17 protein-coding genes and 1 pseudogene are annotated in these 17398 nt (G+C 30.1%); 4 read left to right on the forward strand and 14 right to left on the reverse strand.

Features of this window, described 5'->3' with window-relative positions:
• Positions 1–3 precede the first annotated feature (3 nt).
• Both H2279_RS01000 and H2279_RS01005 read right to left on the reverse strand, forming a co-directional pair.
• Positions 4–786: a glycosyltransferase gene (locus tag H2279_RS01000; RefSeq protein WP_337195299.1), complete on the reverse strand. Its 783-nt coding sequence runs from the start codon at positions 784–786 to the stop codon at positions 4–6.
• Positions 787–1590, reverse strand: coding sequence for a glycosyltransferase family 2 protein (locus H2279_RS01005; RefSeq protein ID WP_337195300.1), 804 nt, complete (start codon positions 1588–1590; stop codon positions 787–789).
• A 58-nt stretch (positions 1591–1648) separates the two neighbouring features.
• On the opposite strand from H2279_RS01005, the gene waaF reads away from it, so the two are divergent.
• Entirely contained in the window at positions 1649–2587 is a 939-nt protein-coding gene (waaF, locus tag H2279_RS01010) for a lipopolysaccharide heptosyltransferase II (RefSeq protein WP_337195301.1), read from the forward strand.
• Here waaF and H2279_RS01015 read toward each other — a convergent pair.
• From H2279_RS01015 to H2279_RS01035, 5 genes and pseudogenes are all read right to left on the reverse strand, one after another.
• Complete coding sequence (locus H2279_RS01015; protein WP_337195302.1) at positions 2577–3341, reverse strand: glycosyltransferase family 25 protein; 765 nt, start codon at positions 3339–3341, stop codon at positions 2577–2579. The two genes, waaF and H2279_RS01015, sit on opposite strands and share 11 nt — an antisense overlap.
• Entirely contained in the window at positions 3341–3901 is a 561-nt protein-coding gene (gene gmhA, locus H2279_RS01020) for a D-sedoheptulose 7-phosphate isomerase (RefSeq protein WP_337195303.1), read from the reverse strand. Before gmhA ends, H2279_RS01015 begins: the two co-directional genes overlap by 1 nt.
• Before the next feature lies 1 nt (position 3902).
• Entirely contained in the window at positions 3903–5282 is a 1380-nt protein-coding gene (rfaE1, locus tag H2279_RS01025) for a D-glycero-beta-D-manno-heptose-7-phosphate kinase (protein WP_337195304.1), read from the reverse strand.
• The gene (gene rfaD / locus H2279_RS01030) at positions 5275–6225 is read right to left on the reverse strand and encodes an ADP-glyceromanno-heptose 6-epimerase (RefSeq protein ID WP_337195305.1); all 951 of its coding nucleotides are present in this window, start codon (positions 6223–6225) and stop codon (positions 5275–5277) included. The genes rfaE1 and rfaD overlap by 8 nt, the downstream gene beginning before the upstream one ends.
• Positions 6222–6759, reverse strand: a pseudogene (locus H2279_RS01035) (D-glycero-alpha-D-manno-heptose-1,7-bisphosphate 7-phosphatase). Before H2279_RS01035 ends, rfaD begins: the two are co-directional and overlap by 4 nt.
• 137 nt (positions 6760–6896) lie before the next feature.
• Here H2279_RS01035 and H2279_RS01040 point away from each other — a divergent pair.
• Entirely contained in the window at positions 6897–7199 is a 303-nt protein-coding gene (locus H2279_RS01040; RefSeq protein ID WP_137623495.1) for a c-type cytochrome, read from the forward strand.
• A gap of 30 nt (positions 7200–7229) precedes the next feature.
• Here the strand turns inward: H2279_RS01040 and H2279_RS01045 are convergent, their stop codons facing one another.
• Positions 7230–7433, reverse strand: a complete 204-nt coding sequence (locus H2279_RS01045) for a cbb3-type cytochrome oxidase assembly protein (RefSeq protein WP_137623496.1) — start codon at positions 7431–7433, stop codon at positions 7230–7232.
• Positions 7426–9786 (reverse strand): heavy metal translocating P-type ATPase, encoded by a 2361-nt coding sequence (locus H2279_RS01050; RefSeq protein ID WP_337195306.1) that lies wholly within the window; start codon positions 9784–9786, stop codon positions 7426–7428. The genes H2279_RS01045 and H2279_RS01050 overlap by 8 nt, the downstream gene beginning before the upstream one ends.
• Before the next feature lie 137 nt (positions 9787–9923).
• On the opposite strand from H2279_RS01050, the gene rho reads away from it, so the two are divergent.
• Both rho and H2279_RS01060 read left to right on the forward strand, forming a co-directional pair.
• Positions 9924–11222 carry a transcription termination factor Rho gene (gene rho / locus H2279_RS01055; RefSeq protein ID WP_137623498.1) on the forward strand — a complete coding sequence of 433 codons (1299 nt, stop codon included), beginning with the start codon at positions 9924–9926 and terminating at the stop codon, positions 11220–11222.
• A gap of 2 nt (positions 11223–11224) precedes the next feature.
• Positions 11225–12754 carry a DNA polymerase III subunit gamma/tau gene (locus tag H2279_RS01060; protein WP_337195307.1) on the forward strand — a complete coding sequence of 510 codons (1530 nt, stop codon included), beginning with the start codon at positions 11225–11227 and terminating at the stop codon, positions 12752–12754.
• On the opposite strand, the gene H2279_RS01065 is transcribed toward H2279_RS01060, so the two are convergent.
• The 5 genes from H2279_RS01065 to H2279_RS01085 form a co-directional block, all read right to left on the reverse strand.
• Positions 12755–14860, reverse strand: coding sequence for a heavy metal translocating P-type ATPase (locus tag H2279_RS01065; RefSeq protein ID WP_337195308.1), 2106 nt, complete (start codon positions 14858–14860; stop codon positions 12755–12757).
• 2 nt (positions 14861–14862) lie between these two features.
• Entirely contained in the window at positions 14863–15057 is a 195-nt protein-coding gene (locus tag H2279_RS01070; protein WP_337195309.1) for a heavy-metal-associated domain-containing protein, read from the reverse strand.
• Positions 15054–16010: a cation diffusion facilitator family transporter gene (locus H2279_RS01075; protein ID WP_337195310.1), complete on the reverse strand. Its 957-nt coding sequence runs from the start codon at positions 16008–16010 to the stop codon at positions 15054–15056. The genes H2279_RS01070 and H2279_RS01075 overlap by 4 nt, the downstream gene beginning before the upstream one ends.
• A gap of 82 nt (positions 16011–16092) precedes the next feature.
• Positions 16093–16587, reverse strand: coding sequence for a threonine/serine exporter family protein (locus H2279_RS01080; RefSeq protein ID WP_137623503.1), 495 nt, complete (start codon positions 16585–16587; stop codon positions 16093–16095).
• Positions 16584–17360, reverse strand: a complete 777-nt coding sequence (locus H2279_RS01085; protein WP_337195311.1) for a threonine/serine ThrE exporter family protein — start codon at positions 17358–17360, stop codon at positions 16584–16586. The genes H2279_RS01080 and H2279_RS01085 overlap by 4 nt, the downstream gene beginning before the upstream one ends.
• Positions 17361–17398 lie beyond the last annotated feature (38 nt).

Consider the following 17398-nt stretch of genomic DNA (forward strand, 5'->3'; position numbering starts at 1 on the left):
TTTTTATATTTGTACTTCAACATTCTTACTCAAATCTTTTATTTTATACTTTTTTAATAAATCCGAATAGATCCCATTTTCATAAAAATAATTTTTATTCATCTCATACACTCTCCACATCTCTGAAAAAAGATGAATAAAAGGTTGGTTTGTATCTAAAACAACCTTTTCTTGGATAAACTCTCTAGCCCTTATCCAAGAAATTTGACATGTTCTTTTATAATCCCAAGCATAATTTTTTAGCTGGTTTTTTTCAACTTGCTCTGCTAAAAATGAAGGACCTATAACTCCCCAAGGAATTTGTTTTTTATGATCTATGATTTTTTCTACTTCATTTATAAGAATTTTACCAAAATCACAATTTTGAGGAAATTTTAAAAAAGAAGTTGTAACTCTTGGAAAATTTTCATCCTCATCAATCTCTTGAGAAAAGATATACTCTTGATCTAAATCAATGTTTTTTAAACAAATCATATCAAGATCAACCCAAACTCCTCCTTTGATGTAAAGCATTTTATATCTAAAATAATCACTAAAGGCAGCTACACCAGCTCCTCTATCATCACTAAAATATTCATCAAAAGAAACGATTTCATTAGCATCTCTAAGCTCAAAATCATCAAATATTTCATTGAGTTTATTAAAAATTTTATCATCAAGATTGTAAGTATAGAGTATAAACTTATAGTTATTATCCAAAAAAGATTTTATAGATAATAATTCCATTAAGCCTATACCCTTATATAGGGGGGGGGTATACCAAAAACTACTCACTTCTTGTTTCATTTACAACCTTCCTTCTAAACCCTTAATTTCTTTTTCCAAATTCAAAAAAAACTTTTCGTTAAATTCCCAAAAATCATTTTTGATTGTTTTTAAGATCTCTAAGCTTTTCTTTTTATCTTGATAATTTTGCCATAAAATTTCTTTATTTTTATTTTCATACCTACCTTTTTCATTAAATTCATAATGATAAAGGCATTCTTTAAAAACAGCTATTTTTTCACACAACATAAAATAAAAATAGCAAAAAAGTACATCCTCTCCATAACAAAGTCTTTCAAAAATATCAATTTTTTCAAAAATTTTAAGGATCAGATCTTTTTTAAAAACCTTTGCCCAAACCGACCAACAATAATGCTTTTGATTGGTTAAAAACTCTAAAAATTGCTTTTTGGTAAAAATTTCATCTTTTTTAAAACGATAAAATTGCTTAGTTTTTACCCTATGAACAAAAGCATCAAAACAAAGCAAATCTAACTCAGACTTAATGCTACAAAAAGCCACCTCACAAGCTTTTAAAGGCAAAAAATCATCCGCATCTAAAAACATCACAAAATCAGCACTTGATTTTAAAACTCCTAAATTTCTACTTGCAAAAGTACCTAAATTTTTATCATTTTTAAAAATTTTTATTCTTTGATCTTTTTTTGCAAATTCTAAGGCTATTTTTAAGCTTTTATCTTCGCTTTTATCATTAATAATTATAATTTCTATGTCTTTAAAAGTTTGGTTGATGCAACTTTGTAAAGCTCTTGAAAGAAAATTTTGAGCATTGCATACAGGGATAATAAGACTGATTTTTGGCATAATTTTCCTAATTTTTTGTTAAAATTATAAAAAATTTTATCTAAATTTTAAGGTTTTCATGAAAATTTTCATCCATCTTCCCACTTGGTTAGGCGATGCTGTGATGGCTTCAGTAGCTTTATACGGCATAAAAGAATATTTTAAAGACGCTGAGTTTATCCTTTATGGATCTTTTGCTTCCACCCAGCTTTTTAAAAATTTTTCCCATTCTAAAATCATCATAGAGGATAGAAAAAAACGCTATAAACAAGCCTTAAAACTACGCAAAGAATTTAAAATAGACTTTGCCATCTCTTTTAGATCGGCCTTATCTTCTAAAATCATTTTAAATATATTAAGAGCGAAAAAAAGATATTTTTTTAACAAGCGTAATTTTAAAGAAGAACATCAAGTTTTAAAATACCTTTATTTTGTAGAAAATTCTTTTAATTTCAAAATTCATTCTAAAGAACTGCGACTCCCAATCAAAGCAAGATTTCCACATCCATTGATACTTAAAAATGGTAAAAAAATTCTAGGGATCAATCCAGGAGCTACTTTTGGAAGTGCTAAGCGTTGGGATGCTAAGTATTTTGCCGAGGTAGCAAAAGAATTTTCAAAAAGCCATGAAATTTTAATTTTTGGTGCAGGTAATGGCGAACAAATTCTTTGCGATGAGATCGAAAAGCTTTTAAAAAAATCAAACATTAAAGCTAAAAATCTTTGCAATAAAACAAGCATTCAAACCTTATGTCAAAATATAGCTTTTTGTGATCTTTTTATCACAAACGATAGCGGCCCTATGCACATAGCAGCTGCTTATAAAATCAAAACCATAGCTATCTTTGGTCCTACCAAATTTACTCAAACCTCGCCTTGGCAAAATCCTAACGCAAAATTAGTGCATTTAAATCTAGACTGTATGCCTTGTATGCAAAAAACCTGCCCTTTAAAACATCATAAATGCATGAAAGATTTAAAACCTGAATTGGTTTTAAAAAAAATCATTAGCAATTAAAAATACTTTTATACTTTATAATTTTATTAATCTTTTTCTTGTAAGACATTTTTAAAAATATAAAATATAATCTACAGACCTCTCTTATTATTTTTTTGAAAACACATATCTTTCTATCCCTTTCTATTATAGTAGTAGGTATATTAGTAAATTTTATCAAAGATGGCGTATATACTATAGTAAAAACTCTAGAATGATAATACATATCTATAAGATTATCTATAGGCTTAAACCAAAATCTTAAACGAGAGATTAATTTTAAAGCAGCACTAGGTTTTAAAAAATATCCTTGCATTCCACCAATGCTTTGTATTGTAAATGAAAAATTATCTTTCAATGAAGTCATTTTTGTTTTCGTTATATAGCAAAACCTTATATATTCATAACGACTTTGTATTAAATCGTCTAAATACCCCCCCCCGCTATTTAAAAACTCATCACTAAATTCCACATCATCTTCTAAGATGATAATAGGTTCATCAAGCTTAATGCATTCTTGCCATAATTTATAATGACTAGCAAAACAAGCTTTCTCACCATCACTAAGCTCTCTACCCAATACCCAAGAAGCCCACCAAGGAAAATGTTCTTTAAATTCTAAATGATCATTATTTTTTGCATCAACAGCTTTAAAAAATATAAACTCTAATTTTTCTTTTAACTCAGGATTGTATGCAAAAAGCTTATTGATTTCATTTCGCATATGTTCCTTTCTATCCTTGGAGCGTTCTAAGTTGATAATAAAAACTTTCATCAAAACTTCTCATCAACCATTTGACAAAGTGCATGGATGATTAAAATATGTATTTCTTGAATTCTTGCTGTATCATTACTTGGCACAACAAGATTATAATCACAAATTTCATTCATTTTGCCACCACTTTTTCCACTTAGTCCTATGCAAAGCATTTTGAGTTCTTTCGCTTTTTTAAAAGCCTCTAAAACATTAGGACTATTTCCACTTGTTGATATTCCCACTAAGATATCTTTTTCATTTGCCAAAGCCTCAAGCTGTCTTGAAAATACAAACTCAAATCCGTAATCATTGCCTATAGCACTAAGTGCTGAAGTATCAGTAGTTAAAGCTATACCCGCTAAAGCCTTGCGTTCTTTTTTATAACGACCGCTAAGTTCAGCGGCAAAATGCTGAGAATCTGCAGCACTTCCACCATTTCCACAAATAAGAATTTTGCCGTGCTCTTTTAAGCACTGACATATCAATTCACCTACTTTTGCAATTTGTCCTTTAAGAATTTCACTCGCTTTTAATACTTCTTGATGCTCTTGCCATTCTTTTTCTATAAGATCAATCATTTTATTTCCTAATTTTTTCTATAATTTTACTCGTGCTAAAACCCTCTTCAAATTCGATCAATTCAACCCTTGAAACAAGATCAGCCCCTACAACTTCCTTACCTTGATAATCAGCACCCTTAACCAAGATATCAGGCTTTAAATCTGCAATTAATTTTAAAGGTGTATCTTCATTAAAAATCACAACAAAATCCACAAAATAAAAAGCCGCCAACATACAAGCTCTTTGAAACTCTGAATTTATAGGTCTTTCACTTCCTTTTAAGCGGCGCACACTCTCATCAGAATTTAGCCCTACTATTAACACATCACCTAGTTTTTTCGCTTTTTGAAGATACTTTATATGCCCAAAATGCACTATATCAAAACATCCATTAGTAAAAACGACTTTTTTATTTTTATCGCTTAAAATTTTCATAAGCTCATTTTTACTAACAATTTTTTTCTCCAAATCACTTCTTTTAAAGCTTTTTATCTCATCAAAACTCACACTCACACTACCCACTTTACTCACAACAACCGCTGCTGCCTCATTGGCAATTTCACAAGCTTTAAAAATATCCACTTTATTTGCTAAACAAAAAGCTAAAACCGCGATCACGCTATCCCCTGCTCCGGTAACATCATATACTTCCAAAGCCTTAGCTGGTGCAATGTGTAATTTTTGATCATACACTGCAATTCCCGCTTCTGAAAGAGTGATCATGGAATATTTTAAATTAAAATCATCTTTTAATTTTTTAATGCCTTTTTCTAAATTCTCTCCATCTAAATTTTTAAATTTTAAAGCCTCTAAAGCTTCTTTTTTGTTTGGAGTGAGTAAAGTTGCGCCACTATATTTGCTAAAATCACTCCCTTTTGGATCGATTAAAATAGGAATGTTTAATTCATTAGCCTTTTGTATAAATGCTTTGCATACCTTAGAAGTTAAAACCCCTTTGGCATAATCACTTAAAATTACTGCTTGAAAATCCTTAATGTATTTGCAAAATAAAGCGATGAGTTCTTCTTCTAAAACTATATCATTTACATCTTCTTCATCAAGCCTTAATACTTGCTGATTATGTGCCATAATACGATTTTTAAAAGGAGTTTTACGCCCCGTTTCGATCAAAAACTCACCCTTTAAATTCTCTTTTAAAAATTCACTATTTTTATCATCTCCTATAACACCCAATGCAAAAACATCCGCTCCTAAGCTTTTTAAATTCACATAAACATTTGCAGCTCCACCAAGTCTTTGATCTTGCTTTAAAGTTTTTGCCACTAAAACAGGGGCTTCAGGACTAATACGCGAACAATCACACCAAGTGTAATTATCCACCATAAAATCTCCGATAATAAGAATTTTAGGTCTTTGCTGACTTAAAAATTCAAGCATTCACTTCCTTTTCAAAAAGTCGTTTAATTTCATCTAAATAATCTTTAATTCCCGCCTCAAGACTAAATTTTGGCTGATAAGCCCAATCCTTAGAAAGATCAGCTTGAGTATGAAATTGATAAGCTTTAACATAAGGATTTGGGATATACTCGCAAGGTAAATTTGTGCCTAGTTCTTTTTGCAAAATATCAACTATATCTTGAAAAGTCCTTGCTACACCACTACCTACGTTATAAACTCCGCATTTAGAATCAAGCGCAACCAAATTCGCATCAATAGCATCTTTAATATACACAAAATCTCTATAAATTTGATCACTCTTTTCAAATAAACGAGGATTTTTACCTGCTAAAATTTGATGGCCAAATTGCACCACCATAGAGGCGGTTTTATTTTTATAAAATTCACCTTTTCCATACACATTAAAATATCTAAGTCCGACAAGATGAGCTTTATCATAATATTTTCTTGCGATTTTATCCATCATAAGTTTTGAAAATGCATAAGGGTTTTTAGGATCTTCAACTCCAACTTTTTGAGGACTTGGCTGATTGCCATAAACTGAAGCAGAACTTGCATAAATCAATTTTGCATTGATATCTATACTCAATTCTATAAAATCTTTAAAAGTATTTAAATTTGTTGTTAAAACTTTATTTTGATTATAAACTGTAGTATCTGAAATAGCTGCTTTATGAAAAATCACATCGGGCTTAAAGTTTTTAATCTTTTGTAAAGTTTTTTCATCTTTAATATCCCCAACGTAAAGCTCACCATCAAAATCAAGCAAATTTTTAAAATGTCCAAAACATTCTAAATTTCCATTATCTAAAAGTTCATTGCTTGACATTTTATCAATGATTAAAATTTCATGATCTTTTTGCAATTCTAAAGCAAGTCCAGATCCTATAAAACCTGCTCCACCCGTAATGGCTATTTTCATTTATTTTTTCCTTTCTCAAAAAAACTTAAAACTTCTTTTAAATTTTCAAATTGCTTAAAAAAATTTCCTTCTTTTTTTTCTTGACTAACCAAAATCAAAGTTTTGATGTTTGCATTAAAACCCGCTTGCATGTCGCTTAAATTATCCCCTATAAATACAGAATTTTCCATATCTATATCAAATTCTTTTTTAGCCTTTAAAAGCATACCAGGCTTAGGCTTTCTGCAATCACAATCTTGTAAATGCGGACAATGATAAATTTTAGAAAAATGAATTTTTTCCTTTTCAAATTCTTTCAAGAAAAAATCACAAAGCTTAGAAAAATCTTCCTCGCTATAATACCCTCTTGCGATACCTGATTGATTTGTAATGATAAAAAGCAAATAATCCTTTTTTAAAAAATAACGACACAAATCAAAAATACCTTCACAAAATTCAAAATCTTCAATTTTATAAACATATTTTTTGTCGATATTTATAACACCATCTCTATCTAAAAATAACGCTTTTTTCATAAAAAATATTATAGTATATTTTAAAAAAATATCAGCTTTTAAAATAAAAAATATTGCAAAAAATAAAAATATATTCTTTGAAATGATTAAGGAGATTATAAAAATATAAGATATATAATAGCTTTGACATTAAATTAAATTAAGGAGAAGTGTCAAATGAAAAAAATGTTAGTAATCTCTGCATTAGCATGTATCGGTGTTTCAGCTTTTGCTGCTGATGGTGCAACTATATTTAAAAAATGTGCGGTATGCCACGGTGCAAAAGCAGATAAAGTTTATTTAAATAAAGTTCCAGCTCTTAAAACTTTAAGCTTTGAAGAAAGAGCACAAGCACTTAAAGAATATAAAGCAGGCACAAGAAACAAATTTGGCCAAGGTGCTATTATGAAAGTTCAATTAAATAGCTTAAGCGAAGCTGATTTAGAAGCTGTTGATAAATATATTGAAACTTTAAAATAATTTCAAAGCTTTCATTTTTATAATGAAAGCTCAATCTTTTTTATCTTTTAAAGCCTTTTTTTTACGATTTTCAAGCTCTATAGCATCACGTAAAGACTCTTCATCATCATTTAAAGTAACAAATTTGTAATCATCATCAAATTGTTTAGTTTTTATTCCCCAAAGCAAGATAGCTAAAATCACACAAAAACCAAGAATTGAAACAGCTATCATCATCGTAATCACACTATTCATTTTTTATCCTTAAAGCATTTAAAACCACCATTATACTACTAAAAGACATAGAAATCGCTGCAATTAAAGGATTGATAAGTCCTAAAAAAGCCAAAGGTATAGTACAGGCATTATAAAGTAGAGAAAGAGCTAAATTTTGCTTGATGATTTTATAAGTATTTTTTGAAATTTGTATAGCATTTTTTAAAGAATTTAAATCATTTTTTAAAAGCAAAATATCACTATTTTCGATCGCCAAATCACTTCCTTCGCGCAAACTTACAGAAACAGCAGCGTATTTTAATGCCAAAGCATCATTAACCCCATCACCCACAAACAAAACTTTTTTATTTTGACTTAGTTGCTCTATGGTTTGCATTTTTTCTTCAGGCAAACAAGCAGCTTTAAAATCTAAAATTTCAAGCTCATTAGCAATTTTTTCAACTGCTTTATAATTATCGCCGCTTAAAATCATCACTTGAGTTTTTATAGATTTAAGATAAGTGATCAAGTCTTTAGCTCCTTCTCTTAAAACACTTGAAAATTCAAAATAAGCCAAAACCTCATCATTTTTAGCAAAAATAAAATGAGAATTATTAAATCCTTTATCAAAAACTATGTTATTTTCTTGTAAAAATTTCAAATTTCCACCTAAAAAAACTTTATCGCTTATTACAGCCTTAATGCCCTTTGCTTGTATATTACTCACTTCTTTAAAATCCAAATTTAAACGTTTAGCGTTTTTATTTTTACTTAAAAATTGCGCGACACTTTTTGAAATCGGATGATTTGAAAGCGAAACAAAGGTATAAATTTCATCAATATTTAATTTTTCATGCAAGAAAAAATCTTTCACCTCTAAATTAGGCTTAGTTAAAACTCCTGTTTTATCAAACACAACCATATTGCATTTTGAAAGATCTTCAACCACACTTGAACTCTTAAATAAAATTGCTTTTTTTAGTGCTCTACCAAGTGCTACAAGATTGCTAACTGGAGTAGCCAAAGCTAAAGCACAAGGACAAGCTATGATTAAAACTGAAATGGCATTGATTAAAGAAATTTCAATTCCAGTCTTATAATAAAAAAACCACACCAAAAAGCATATCAAAGCAAAACTTAAAACCACGCGAGAAAAATAAGAAGAAATTTGAGAAACCAAACTTTCAAGTTTTGCTTTTTTCATACTTGCAAATTCCAAAAGCTTTATGATTTGACTTAATTTAGAATCATTATAAATTTTACTCACCTCATATTCAATACTTCCATCTAAAACAATACAAGCGGAATTGATCACATCTCCTTGCTTAACCAAACAAGGCTCGTTTTCTCCACTTAAGGATGAAGTATCTATACTTGCTTCACCTTTTTTACAAATCCCATCGATTAAAATTTTATCTCCACTTTTGAGTAAAATCCTATCCCCCACACACACTTTTTGCACTTCTTTAGGACTAAAATCTTTTCCATTAAAAACCATAACCTCATTTTGCAAAAAATCATTCAAACCGTCTATAGTGTCTAGAGCGCGTTTTTTGCTAAACATTTCAAGATATTTTCCTATAAATACAAAGCAAATAATCATCGCAACCGAATCAAAATAAACCTCAGAAGATCTTGTAAACATAGCCCATAAAGAATAACTATACGCCAAAGTAGCGCCGCTAATGACTAAAGTATCCATATTAAGGCTTTTAAGTTTTAAAGATCTCAAAGCACTTTTATAAAAATTAGATCCGGTATAAAAAAGAACAGGAGAGCAAAGAATGAATTCAAAAAAATTCAAAATATCTTTTGTATCTCTATCCATACCGCTAAAAAAACCAGCATATTTTGCTACGGCAATCCACATGATATTCATCACACAAGCAATACCCACTACAAGCTTAGAATAAAATTCCCTTTTCATCAAATCAGCTTTTTTCGAGCTTTTAGCAGGATTATACGCACTTGCTTTATAGCCTATGCTTTCGATTAAATTTAAAATTTGACTCAAAGAAATGCTTTCTTTATCGAAAACTATCCTTGCTTTATGGCTTAAATGATTGATATCTAGTTCTAAAATTCCTTGCTGTTTGATTAAAATCTTTTCATTAAGCCACACACAAGCTGAACATTCAATACCATGAATCATAAGATAAATTTCACTAAAACCTTCCTTAGTTTGAGTGATAAATTCATCATAATTTTTATTTGAAAATTCTAAATTTACAGGCTTTAAAGATCGATCTCCTAATCTTTCATAAAATTCATCCAAGCCCGTTTCATGCAAGATTTTCCAAACACTCTCACATCCTTTACAACAAAAAAATTTATCTTTATAAAGAATCATTTGGGATTTTTGATAACTTAATCTACAATGTTCACATTTCATAATTAATCTTTAAAAAATATTTTTTTATAATTATAAACAAATATATGCAAATTATTTGACAAAAAGTATATTTTTTTATTAAAATCACAATTTTAATTTACTACTGCAAATGACTGCATAATTTCTTGCGAGGGCTTATGGAAAAAGAAAAAAAACAACATCAAAGAACCCATATTCCAGTTGAGGGTTATAAAATAGAAGACTTAAAATTACTTGATTTAGAAAATTTAGTCAAAATTGCAAACGAATGCGAAATAGAAAATCCACGCGAATTTCGTCGCCAAGAACTTATTTTTGAGATTTTAAAAGCACAAACTAAAAAAGGCGGCTTTATACTTTTTACCGGAATTTTAGAAATTTCAAGTGAAGGTTATGGCTTTTTAAGAGGTATGGATTCTAACTTAAGCGATAGTGTTAATGATGCTTATGTTTCTAATTCTCAAATCCGTAAATTTGCATTGCGTGTAGGCGATATCGTCACAGGACAAGTTAGAGAACCTAAAGATCAAGAAAAATATTACGCACTTTTAAAAATCGAAGCGATCAATTACATGCCTTTACAAGAAGCTAAAGAAAGGCCATTATTTGACAATCTGACTCCGATTTTCCCTACTGAAAAAATCAAACTCGAATACGATCCTATGAAATTAACAGGACGCGTTTTAGATCTTTTTACTCCTATAGGAAAAGGGCAACGTGGGCTTATTGTAGCGCCACCTAGAACAGGTAAAACAGAACTCATGAAAGAATTAGCAGCTGCAATTGCTAGAAACCACCCAGAAATGCATTTAATCGTTCTTTTGGTTGATGAAAGACCTGAAGAAGTAACCGATATGCAACGTTGCGTTAAGGGTGAAGTTTTTAGCTCCACTTTTGATTTACCTGCTTATAATCACGTTCGCGTTGCAGAACTTGTTATAGAAAAAGCAAAAAGAATGGTTGAAACAGGCAAAGATGTCATCATTTTACTTGATAGCATCACAAGACTTGCTAGAGCTTACAATACAGCAACTCCTAGCAGTGGAAAAGTTTTAAGTGGTGGTGTAGATGCAAACGCACTCCATAAACCAAAACGCTTTTTTGGCGCCGCTAGAAATATAGAAAATGGTGGATCTTTGACTATCATAGCTACAGCATTAATCGACACCGGTTCTAGAATGGATGATGTGATTTTTGAAGAATTCAAAGGAACGGGAAATAGTGAAATCGTACTTGATAGAAATATTTCTGATAGAAGAATTTATCCTGCAATTAATATCATCAAATCAGGAACAAGAAAAGAGGAACTTTTGCAAGGTGTTGGAGAACTTCAAAAAATTTGGGCAATACGATCGGCTATTTCTCAAATGGATGATGTTGAAGCACTTAAATTTTTATATTCTAAAATGCTAAAAACTAAAGATAATGTCGAACTTTTATCTATAATGAATGAGTAAAAATGCTTCAAGCACTAGCCGTTAAATATAGACCAAAAACCTTTGATGAGCTTATAGGGCAAAAAACTGTTAGCACAAGTTTAAAATACGCACTCAATAACAACCGCCTAGCCCATGCTTATCTTTTTTCAGGTTTAAGAGGTAGTGGAAAAACCTCTAGTGCTAGAATTTTTTCTCGAGCTTTGGTTTGCGATCAAGGGCCTAGCGATACTCCTTGTGGAACTTGTAAGCAGTGTATCGCGGCTTTAGAGGGAAAACACATCGATATCATAGAAATGGATGCGGCAAGCAATCGTGGTCTTGAAGATATACAAGCTTTGATCGAACAAACTAAATACGCTCCTTCTATGGCTCGTTTTAAAATTTTCATTATCGATGAAGTGCATATGCTTACCCCTCAAGCTGCAAACGCACTTTTAAAAACCCTAGAAGAACCGCCAAGCTATGTAAAATTTATACTTGCAACCACCGATCCTTTAAAACTTCCCGCTACGGTTTTATCAAGGACTCAACATTTTCGCTTTAAGCAAATTCCACAAAGCGAAATTCAAAATCATCTTAAAGAGATTCTCATCAAAGAAAATGTTCGTTTTGAAGAAGAAGCTTTAAAATTTCTTGCAAGAAGTGGCAATGGATCTTTAAGAGATACGCTGACTTTGCTTGATCAAGCTATTATTTTTTGTCAAAATGATATTAGCGTACTTAAAATCACTGATATGTTAGGCTTTTTAGATCCAAATAAAATCAAAGAATTTTACCATGCTATTTTGACTAAAAACAAAGAAAAAGTTTTTGAGTTTTTAGATGAGCTTAAAGAACATGAAGCCTCTAGCGTTATAGATGAGATGCTATTTTATCTTAAAGAAAGTTTTTTTGCTAAAAGCACTGAATTTTCAACTCTAATTTATGAAAGATTTTTCCGTATTTTAGCTCGTGCTAAAAATATGATTTGCGATGATGATGGCTTTACGCTTTGTGTGATGGCTTTTATGATGATGGAAGCAAGTTATCTTAAAGAAATTGATACACAAATCAATGAAATGGAGCAAAAAAAAGCTGAAAATATCACTCCAAAAATCACACCGATTTTAGAACAAAAAATTGAGGAAAAACCAAAAGCAAAAAATGCCTATGAATTGCTTTTAGAAGCTATATACGATAGAGATTATGAACTTGGGGAATGTTTTGAAAAAAGCACTCGATTTATCAGTTATGAAAATGAGATTTTAACGATAAGTTCTAATGCAACAGGGGAAAATCGTACCCAACTTAATAAAGGCTTTAAACTCATACAAGAGCTTTTAAAAGATAAATTAGGACAAAATGCAAAAATTGCTGTGCAAAAAGAAATAGTCATTGATGAAAGCAAACTCCAATCCATCACTCAAGAACCTAGCACTCTTTCAAATTCAAAACTCGATCTTAATTCATCTTTTAATGAACTCAAGCAAGGTGCTAAAAAATTTAATCCCGAAGAAGATGTTAAAGAGGCTTTAAAAGATTGCTTTGGAGAGCCTCAAATTCAAGAATAATCAAATATTTTTTAACCGCAAAGAATTAAGCACAACTGTTATAGAACTAAAACACATAGCCAAAGCTGCAAAATGCGGACTTAAAGCTATGAAAGGCACAAAACCTGCTGCGATAGGAATACAAAGTGTATTATAGATAAAAGCCCAAAAAAGATTTAATTTGATTATTTTTCTTGTTTTTTTAGAAAGAGAAAAACAATATAAAATATTTGCTAAATTTTCCTTAATCAAAATAAAATCCCCTGTTTTTTTAGCCAATTCATTAGCCTTTGAAAAACTCATACTCACACTTGCTAAAGATAATCCCGCTGCGTCATTTAAACCATCTCCTATAAACAAAGCTTCTTTAGAATTTTTAATAATTTGAAGTTTTTCTTCTGGCTTTAATTGCGCATAAAAATCATCAATATCTAATTCTTTGGCTATTTTTTCAACACTTTCTTGATTGTCTCCGCTTAAAATAACACTTTTAATCCCTTGTTTTTTTAATCCTACTATGAGTTCTCTTGCGCCCTCTTTTAAAGAACTATCAAGCAAAACTCCCCCTAAACAATGAGAATTTTTTGCGAAATACACCTTGATACTGCTTAAATTTTTAAATTGATTAAAAAAATGATCGCATTCTTTAGTATCTACGCCTTTGCTATCTAAAAAATACCGACTTCCTATAAAATACGTATCATCATTTTCTTTATAAATTATACCTGCGCCAACGACAATCTCACCCTCGCCTTTTAACTCAACATGGATATTTTTACTCAAACTTTTTGCAATAGGATGAGAACTTAAAGTCTCTATCTCACAAAGTTTTTGAAAATCATCTTGATTTAGATTGTGCTTAATGATCTCTAATTCTTCTTTAGTTAAAGTTCCGGTTTTATCAAAATAAGCAAGTTTGATTTGGCTTAACTTTTCTAAGGCGCCAGGATTTTTAAGCAAAATAAAATTTTTAGCCGCATTTGAACTTGCTACAACTAAAGCAATAGGCGTTGCAAGACCTAAAGCACAAGGACAAGAGATCAAAAGCACAGCACAAGCACGCAAAAAAGCTGTATTTAAATTTGCCCTAAAAAGCCAAAATAAAAATACACACAAAGCTAAAATGATGATAGATGCAACAAAATATTTAGAAATTTTATCCGCTAAAGTTGCCAATGGAGTTTTTATATTTCCTGCATAAAAAACTAAATTTTTAATTTGTTCTAAAGTGCTATCCATTGCTTTTTTATTTGCTTTAATTTTTAGCATACCATTTAAAACAATACCACCTGCTTGCACCTCATCGTTTTCTTTTTTTAAAACAGGAAAAAATTCTCCATTTAAAAAGCTCATATCTATTTCAGCACTTCCGCTTAAAATCACCCCATCAGCAACGATACTTTCACCTTCTTTGACTAAAATAACATCTCCGGCCTTAACAAAGGCGCTAGAAATTTCCTTAACTTCATCGTTTTCAAGTAAAATTCTTGCCTTTTTTGTATCAATTTTTTCAAGATTTTTTTGATAGCTTTCTGCCTTGAGTTTGATTTTATTTTCAAGATATTTTCCTAAAAGCACAAAGGAGATAATCATCATAGCACCGCTAAAATACAAATGCTTTTCATCAAAAATTCTAAAATAAATCAAACAAGAATACACAAAAGCGCTCATCACTCCTAAAACAATAAGAGTGTTCATATCTAAATTTTTATTTTTCAATCCCAAAAAAGCATGAGAAAAAAAATCTCTCCCACAATAAAAAATCCCAAAAAAGCTTAAAAACATTTGCATATTTTGTGAAAAAAAACTTTGATCAAACATTTCAAAATACATCACAACAACACTTAAAACTATGCTTAAAAGTAAATTTTTTCTAATCTCGATATGTTTTTTTATTTTATACTCTTCCAAGCTTTGCTCATCTTCTAAAATTTCAAAGCCCAAATTTTTTATTTTTGCTAAAATTTCTTTGCGTTTTTCATCCTTTTGGATGAGAAAAATTCCACTCGAATTCACATAAGAAACACTAGCATCTTCAACACCTTCTATTTTTTTACATGCTCTTTCTATGGCATTAGAACAATTAACACAGGTCATTTTTCCTATTTTTATGCGAAATTCTTGCATTTTTACATACGCTCTACGATTTCAAATCCCAATTCTTGAAATTCATTTTTAAAATTTTCTAATCTCTCTTCTTGCAAATTTACACTTAAAATTTTATTCTCCAAATCTATATCGATTAAACCATATTCATCTTGCAAGGAATTTTTTATCAAATTGACGCAATTTATACAATTAACATTTTTCACTTTAAATTTCATTGATTTTCCTTTCTTATGATACTTGGTTGTATTGTAATATGTCCTATATTAAAATGCTCTAAAAGCTCACTTGAAAGCTCTTGATAAAGCTTTTCAAATTCTAATAATTCTTTGATATCTACTTCGATATGTAAAGTTGCCACAAACATTTTATTTGTAATTTCTACGATATGTAAATCCAAAATTTTACTCACTTGATGGTGCTTTAAAATCAACTCTTCAACACTTTTTACATCCACAGGCGAAGTCTCTAATAAAATATTGATACTTTTTCTTAATAACTTAATCGACCACCTTAAAAGTAAAAGAGATAAAATCAAAGCTAAAATCGTATCAATATAAACAATTTGAGTATAATAAACAACGACTCCACCTATAATCACAACTAAAGATCCAAGCAAATCACTCATCATGTGCAAAAAAGCGGACTTCATATTGACATTATCTAAATTTGCACCCTTAAACATCAAAAAAGTATTAAAAGCATTGACTAAAAAACCTAAAATTGCAACTACAATCATAGTTTTTGCATCTATATTTACTGGATAAAATAATTTTTCTATACTTTCATAAATAATAAAAATTGCAGATAATATAATCGTTAAAGCATTGATAAAAGCCACTAAAATTTCTAATCTAAAATAACCAAAGGTTTTTTGCTTGTCTTTAAATTTTTCAATCGCAATGATCGCAAAAAAACTAAGGGCTAAAGCAAAAACATCGGAAAACATATGCAAAGTATCGCTTAATAATGCTAAAGAATTTGAAAGTATAGAATACACAAATTGCACAAGCATCATTAAAAAAGTCATAATAAGGGATATTTTTAAAATTTTCTTATCCACATTACGCACATCCGAATGATCATGATGATCATGATGATGGTGGTGGTGATCGTGATGATGATCGTGGCATTTTTTAACTAGAGGTTTGTGCGATAGATACTTTTGCATTTTTATCCTTTTTATTTTTATTGTATAATAAAAGAATAAAAATTTAAGAAAAAACAAGCCTTTTGCAATTATTTTTTAAAATTTAATCCTGATTTGCGTGTCTTGTCATCATGAAACTTTGCTCAAAAAAGATAAGCAAAGTCACACTCACCCCTATAGCCAAAGCTAAAGTTACAGAAACAGTAGTTAAAAAATAATCAAAAAATTGCACCAAAAAATCAGTTTTAGCTTGAAGATCTTCACTGCGTATAAAAGAAATCAGATGCAAAATTGCCTTATAAGCATAAATTCCTGGGATCATCGGTATAAGTGCAGGAAATGCGATAATTTCTGCAGGAGTTTTCATAATCTTAGCCAAAATTATACCCAAACAACCTATACAAAAAGAGGCCATAAAAGTTGCTATTGCTAAAGTTTGAAAGTGAAAGTATTCTGTTAAAACAAAACGAAAGCCATGGGCAATAGCCGCTAAGAACGCAGAAGCGATCAACGTTTTTAAAGGAGGATTACAAGCATAGGCAAATCCAAAACCAGCCAAAGCAGCAAAAAACATATCTTTTAAAACAAATTCTATCATTTTAAAATTCCAAAATTTGATAAACTAAGCGTCATGTAAATTCCAAGAGCGATACAAGAAATCAAGATCGCAACGCTAATAATACGACTTACACCCATTAAAATATGATCTTTAAGTATATCAATAACTGAATTAATAAAAAAAACACCAGGGATAAGATACAAAATGCTAGAACCTAAAGCCACATCAGATGTATTAGTATAGCCCATATTAAGCCCTAAAAAAACAAAACCCGAAGAAACAAAAGAGCAAATGATGTATTGAATTCTTAAATCTATTTTGATTTTTGTCAATAAAAATCTTAAAATTAAACCCAAAAAAGTTCCAAAACACACCAAAACACCCGAACCAAAATCCCCTCCAAAAAGCCTACAAAAAGCCGAATTTGCAATAGAAACCAAAATAAGATTAACTATAAAAGAACGCTTTTCTTGATGAGTAACTTGATCAAATATAGCTTTTGCTTTTTCAAGATCATATTTATGATCATATATAGCCCAACTTAAAGCACTCAAATCCAAAATGATTTTGAAATTAATATAAGCATGATGATTAGGGATAACATAAGTTCTATGCAAAGAATTATCACTTTTATCAACAATATTTAAAGTGATGTGGTGAAAAAAGAAATTGATATTGATCTCATAACCATAAACTTCAGCGATCCTTCCTACACATTTAGCCACCCTAGATGTATAAGTTCCAGCTCCTAATAAAGTTTTAGTATAGACTATAAGAAAGTTAGTTAAACTTTGTATATCAGGCTTTTGCATATATATTTCTTTGTGATTAAAATTGATCTATTATAACA

The sequence above is a fragment of the Campylobacter sp. B0100352/1 genome, assembly GCF_020135855.1.
GTDB lineage: Bacteria > Campylobacterota > Campylobacteria > Campylobacterales > Campylobacteraceae > Campylobacter_D > Campylobacter_D taeniopygiae.

Excerpts from the sequence above, each read along its gene's own strand:
- H2279_RS01050 (WP_337195306.1), bottom strand. The coding sequence starts at position 9,786 with ATGAAATGTGAACATTGTAGATTAAGTTATCAAAAATCCCAAATGATT.
- H2279_RS01060 (WP_337195307.1), top strand. The coding sequence starts at position 11,225 with ATGCTTCAAGCACTAGCCGTTAAATATAGACCAAAAACCTTTGATGAG.
- rfaE1 (WP_337195304.1), bottom strand. The coding sequence starts at position 5,282 with ATGCTTGAATTTTTAAGTCAGCAAAGACCTAAAATTCTTATTATCGGA.
- H2279_RS01005 (WP_337195300.1), bottom strand. The coding sequence starts at position 1,590 with ATGCCAAAAATCAGTCTTATTATCCCTGTATGCAATGCTCAAAATTTT.
- rfaD (WP_337195305.1), bottom strand. The coding sequence starts at position 6,225 with ATGAAAATAGCCATTACGGGTGGAGCAGGTTTTATAGGATCTGGACTT.
- H2279_RS01045 (WP_137623496.1), bottom strand. The coding sequence starts at position 7,433 with ATGAATAGTGTGATTACGATGATGATAGCTGTTTCAATTCTTGGTTTT.
- H2279_RS01070 (WP_337195309.1), bottom strand. The coding sequence starts at position 15,057 with ATGAAATTTAAAGTGAAAAATGTTAATTGTATAAATTGCGTCAATTTG.
- H2279_RS01085 (WP_337195311.1), bottom strand. The coding sequence starts at position 17,360 with ATGCAAAAGCCTGATATACAAAGTTTAACTAACTTTCTTATAGTCTAT.
- H2279_RS01080 (WP_137623503.1), bottom strand. The coding sequence starts at position 16,587 with ATGATAGAATTTGTTTTAAAAGATATGTTTTTTGCTGCTTTGGCTGGT.
- waaF (WP_337195301.1), top strand. The coding sequence starts at position 1,649 with ATGAAAATTTTCATCCATCTTCCCACTTGGTTAGGCGATGCTGTGATG.
- H2279_RS01040 (WP_137623495.1), top strand. The coding sequence starts at position 6,897 with ATGAAAAAAATGTTAGTAATCTCTGCATTAGCATGTATCGGTGTTTCA.
- H2279_RS01000 (WP_337195299.1), bottom strand. The coding sequence starts at position 786 with ATGAAACAAGAAGTGAGTAGTTTTTGGTATACCCCCCCCCTATATAAG.
- H2279_RS01075 (WP_337195310.1), bottom strand. The coding sequence starts at position 16,010 with ATGCAAAAGTATCTATCGCACAAACCTCTAGTTAAAAAATGCCACGAT.
- gmhA (WP_337195303.1), bottom strand. The coding sequence starts at position 3,901 with ATGATTGATCTTATAGAAAAAGAATGGCAAGAGCATCAAGAAGTATTA.
- rho (WP_137623498.1), top strand. The coding sequence starts at position 9,924 with ATGGAAAAAGAAAAAAAACAACATCAAAGAACCCATATTCCAGTTGAG.
- H2279_RS01015 (WP_337195302.1), bottom strand. The coding sequence starts at position 3,341 with ATGAAAGTTTTTATTATCAACTTAGAACGCTCCAAGGATAGAAAGGAA.
- H2279_RS01065 (WP_337195308.1), bottom strand. The coding sequence starts at position 14,860 with ATGCAAGAATTTCGCATAAAAATAGGAAAAATGACCTGTGTTAATTGT.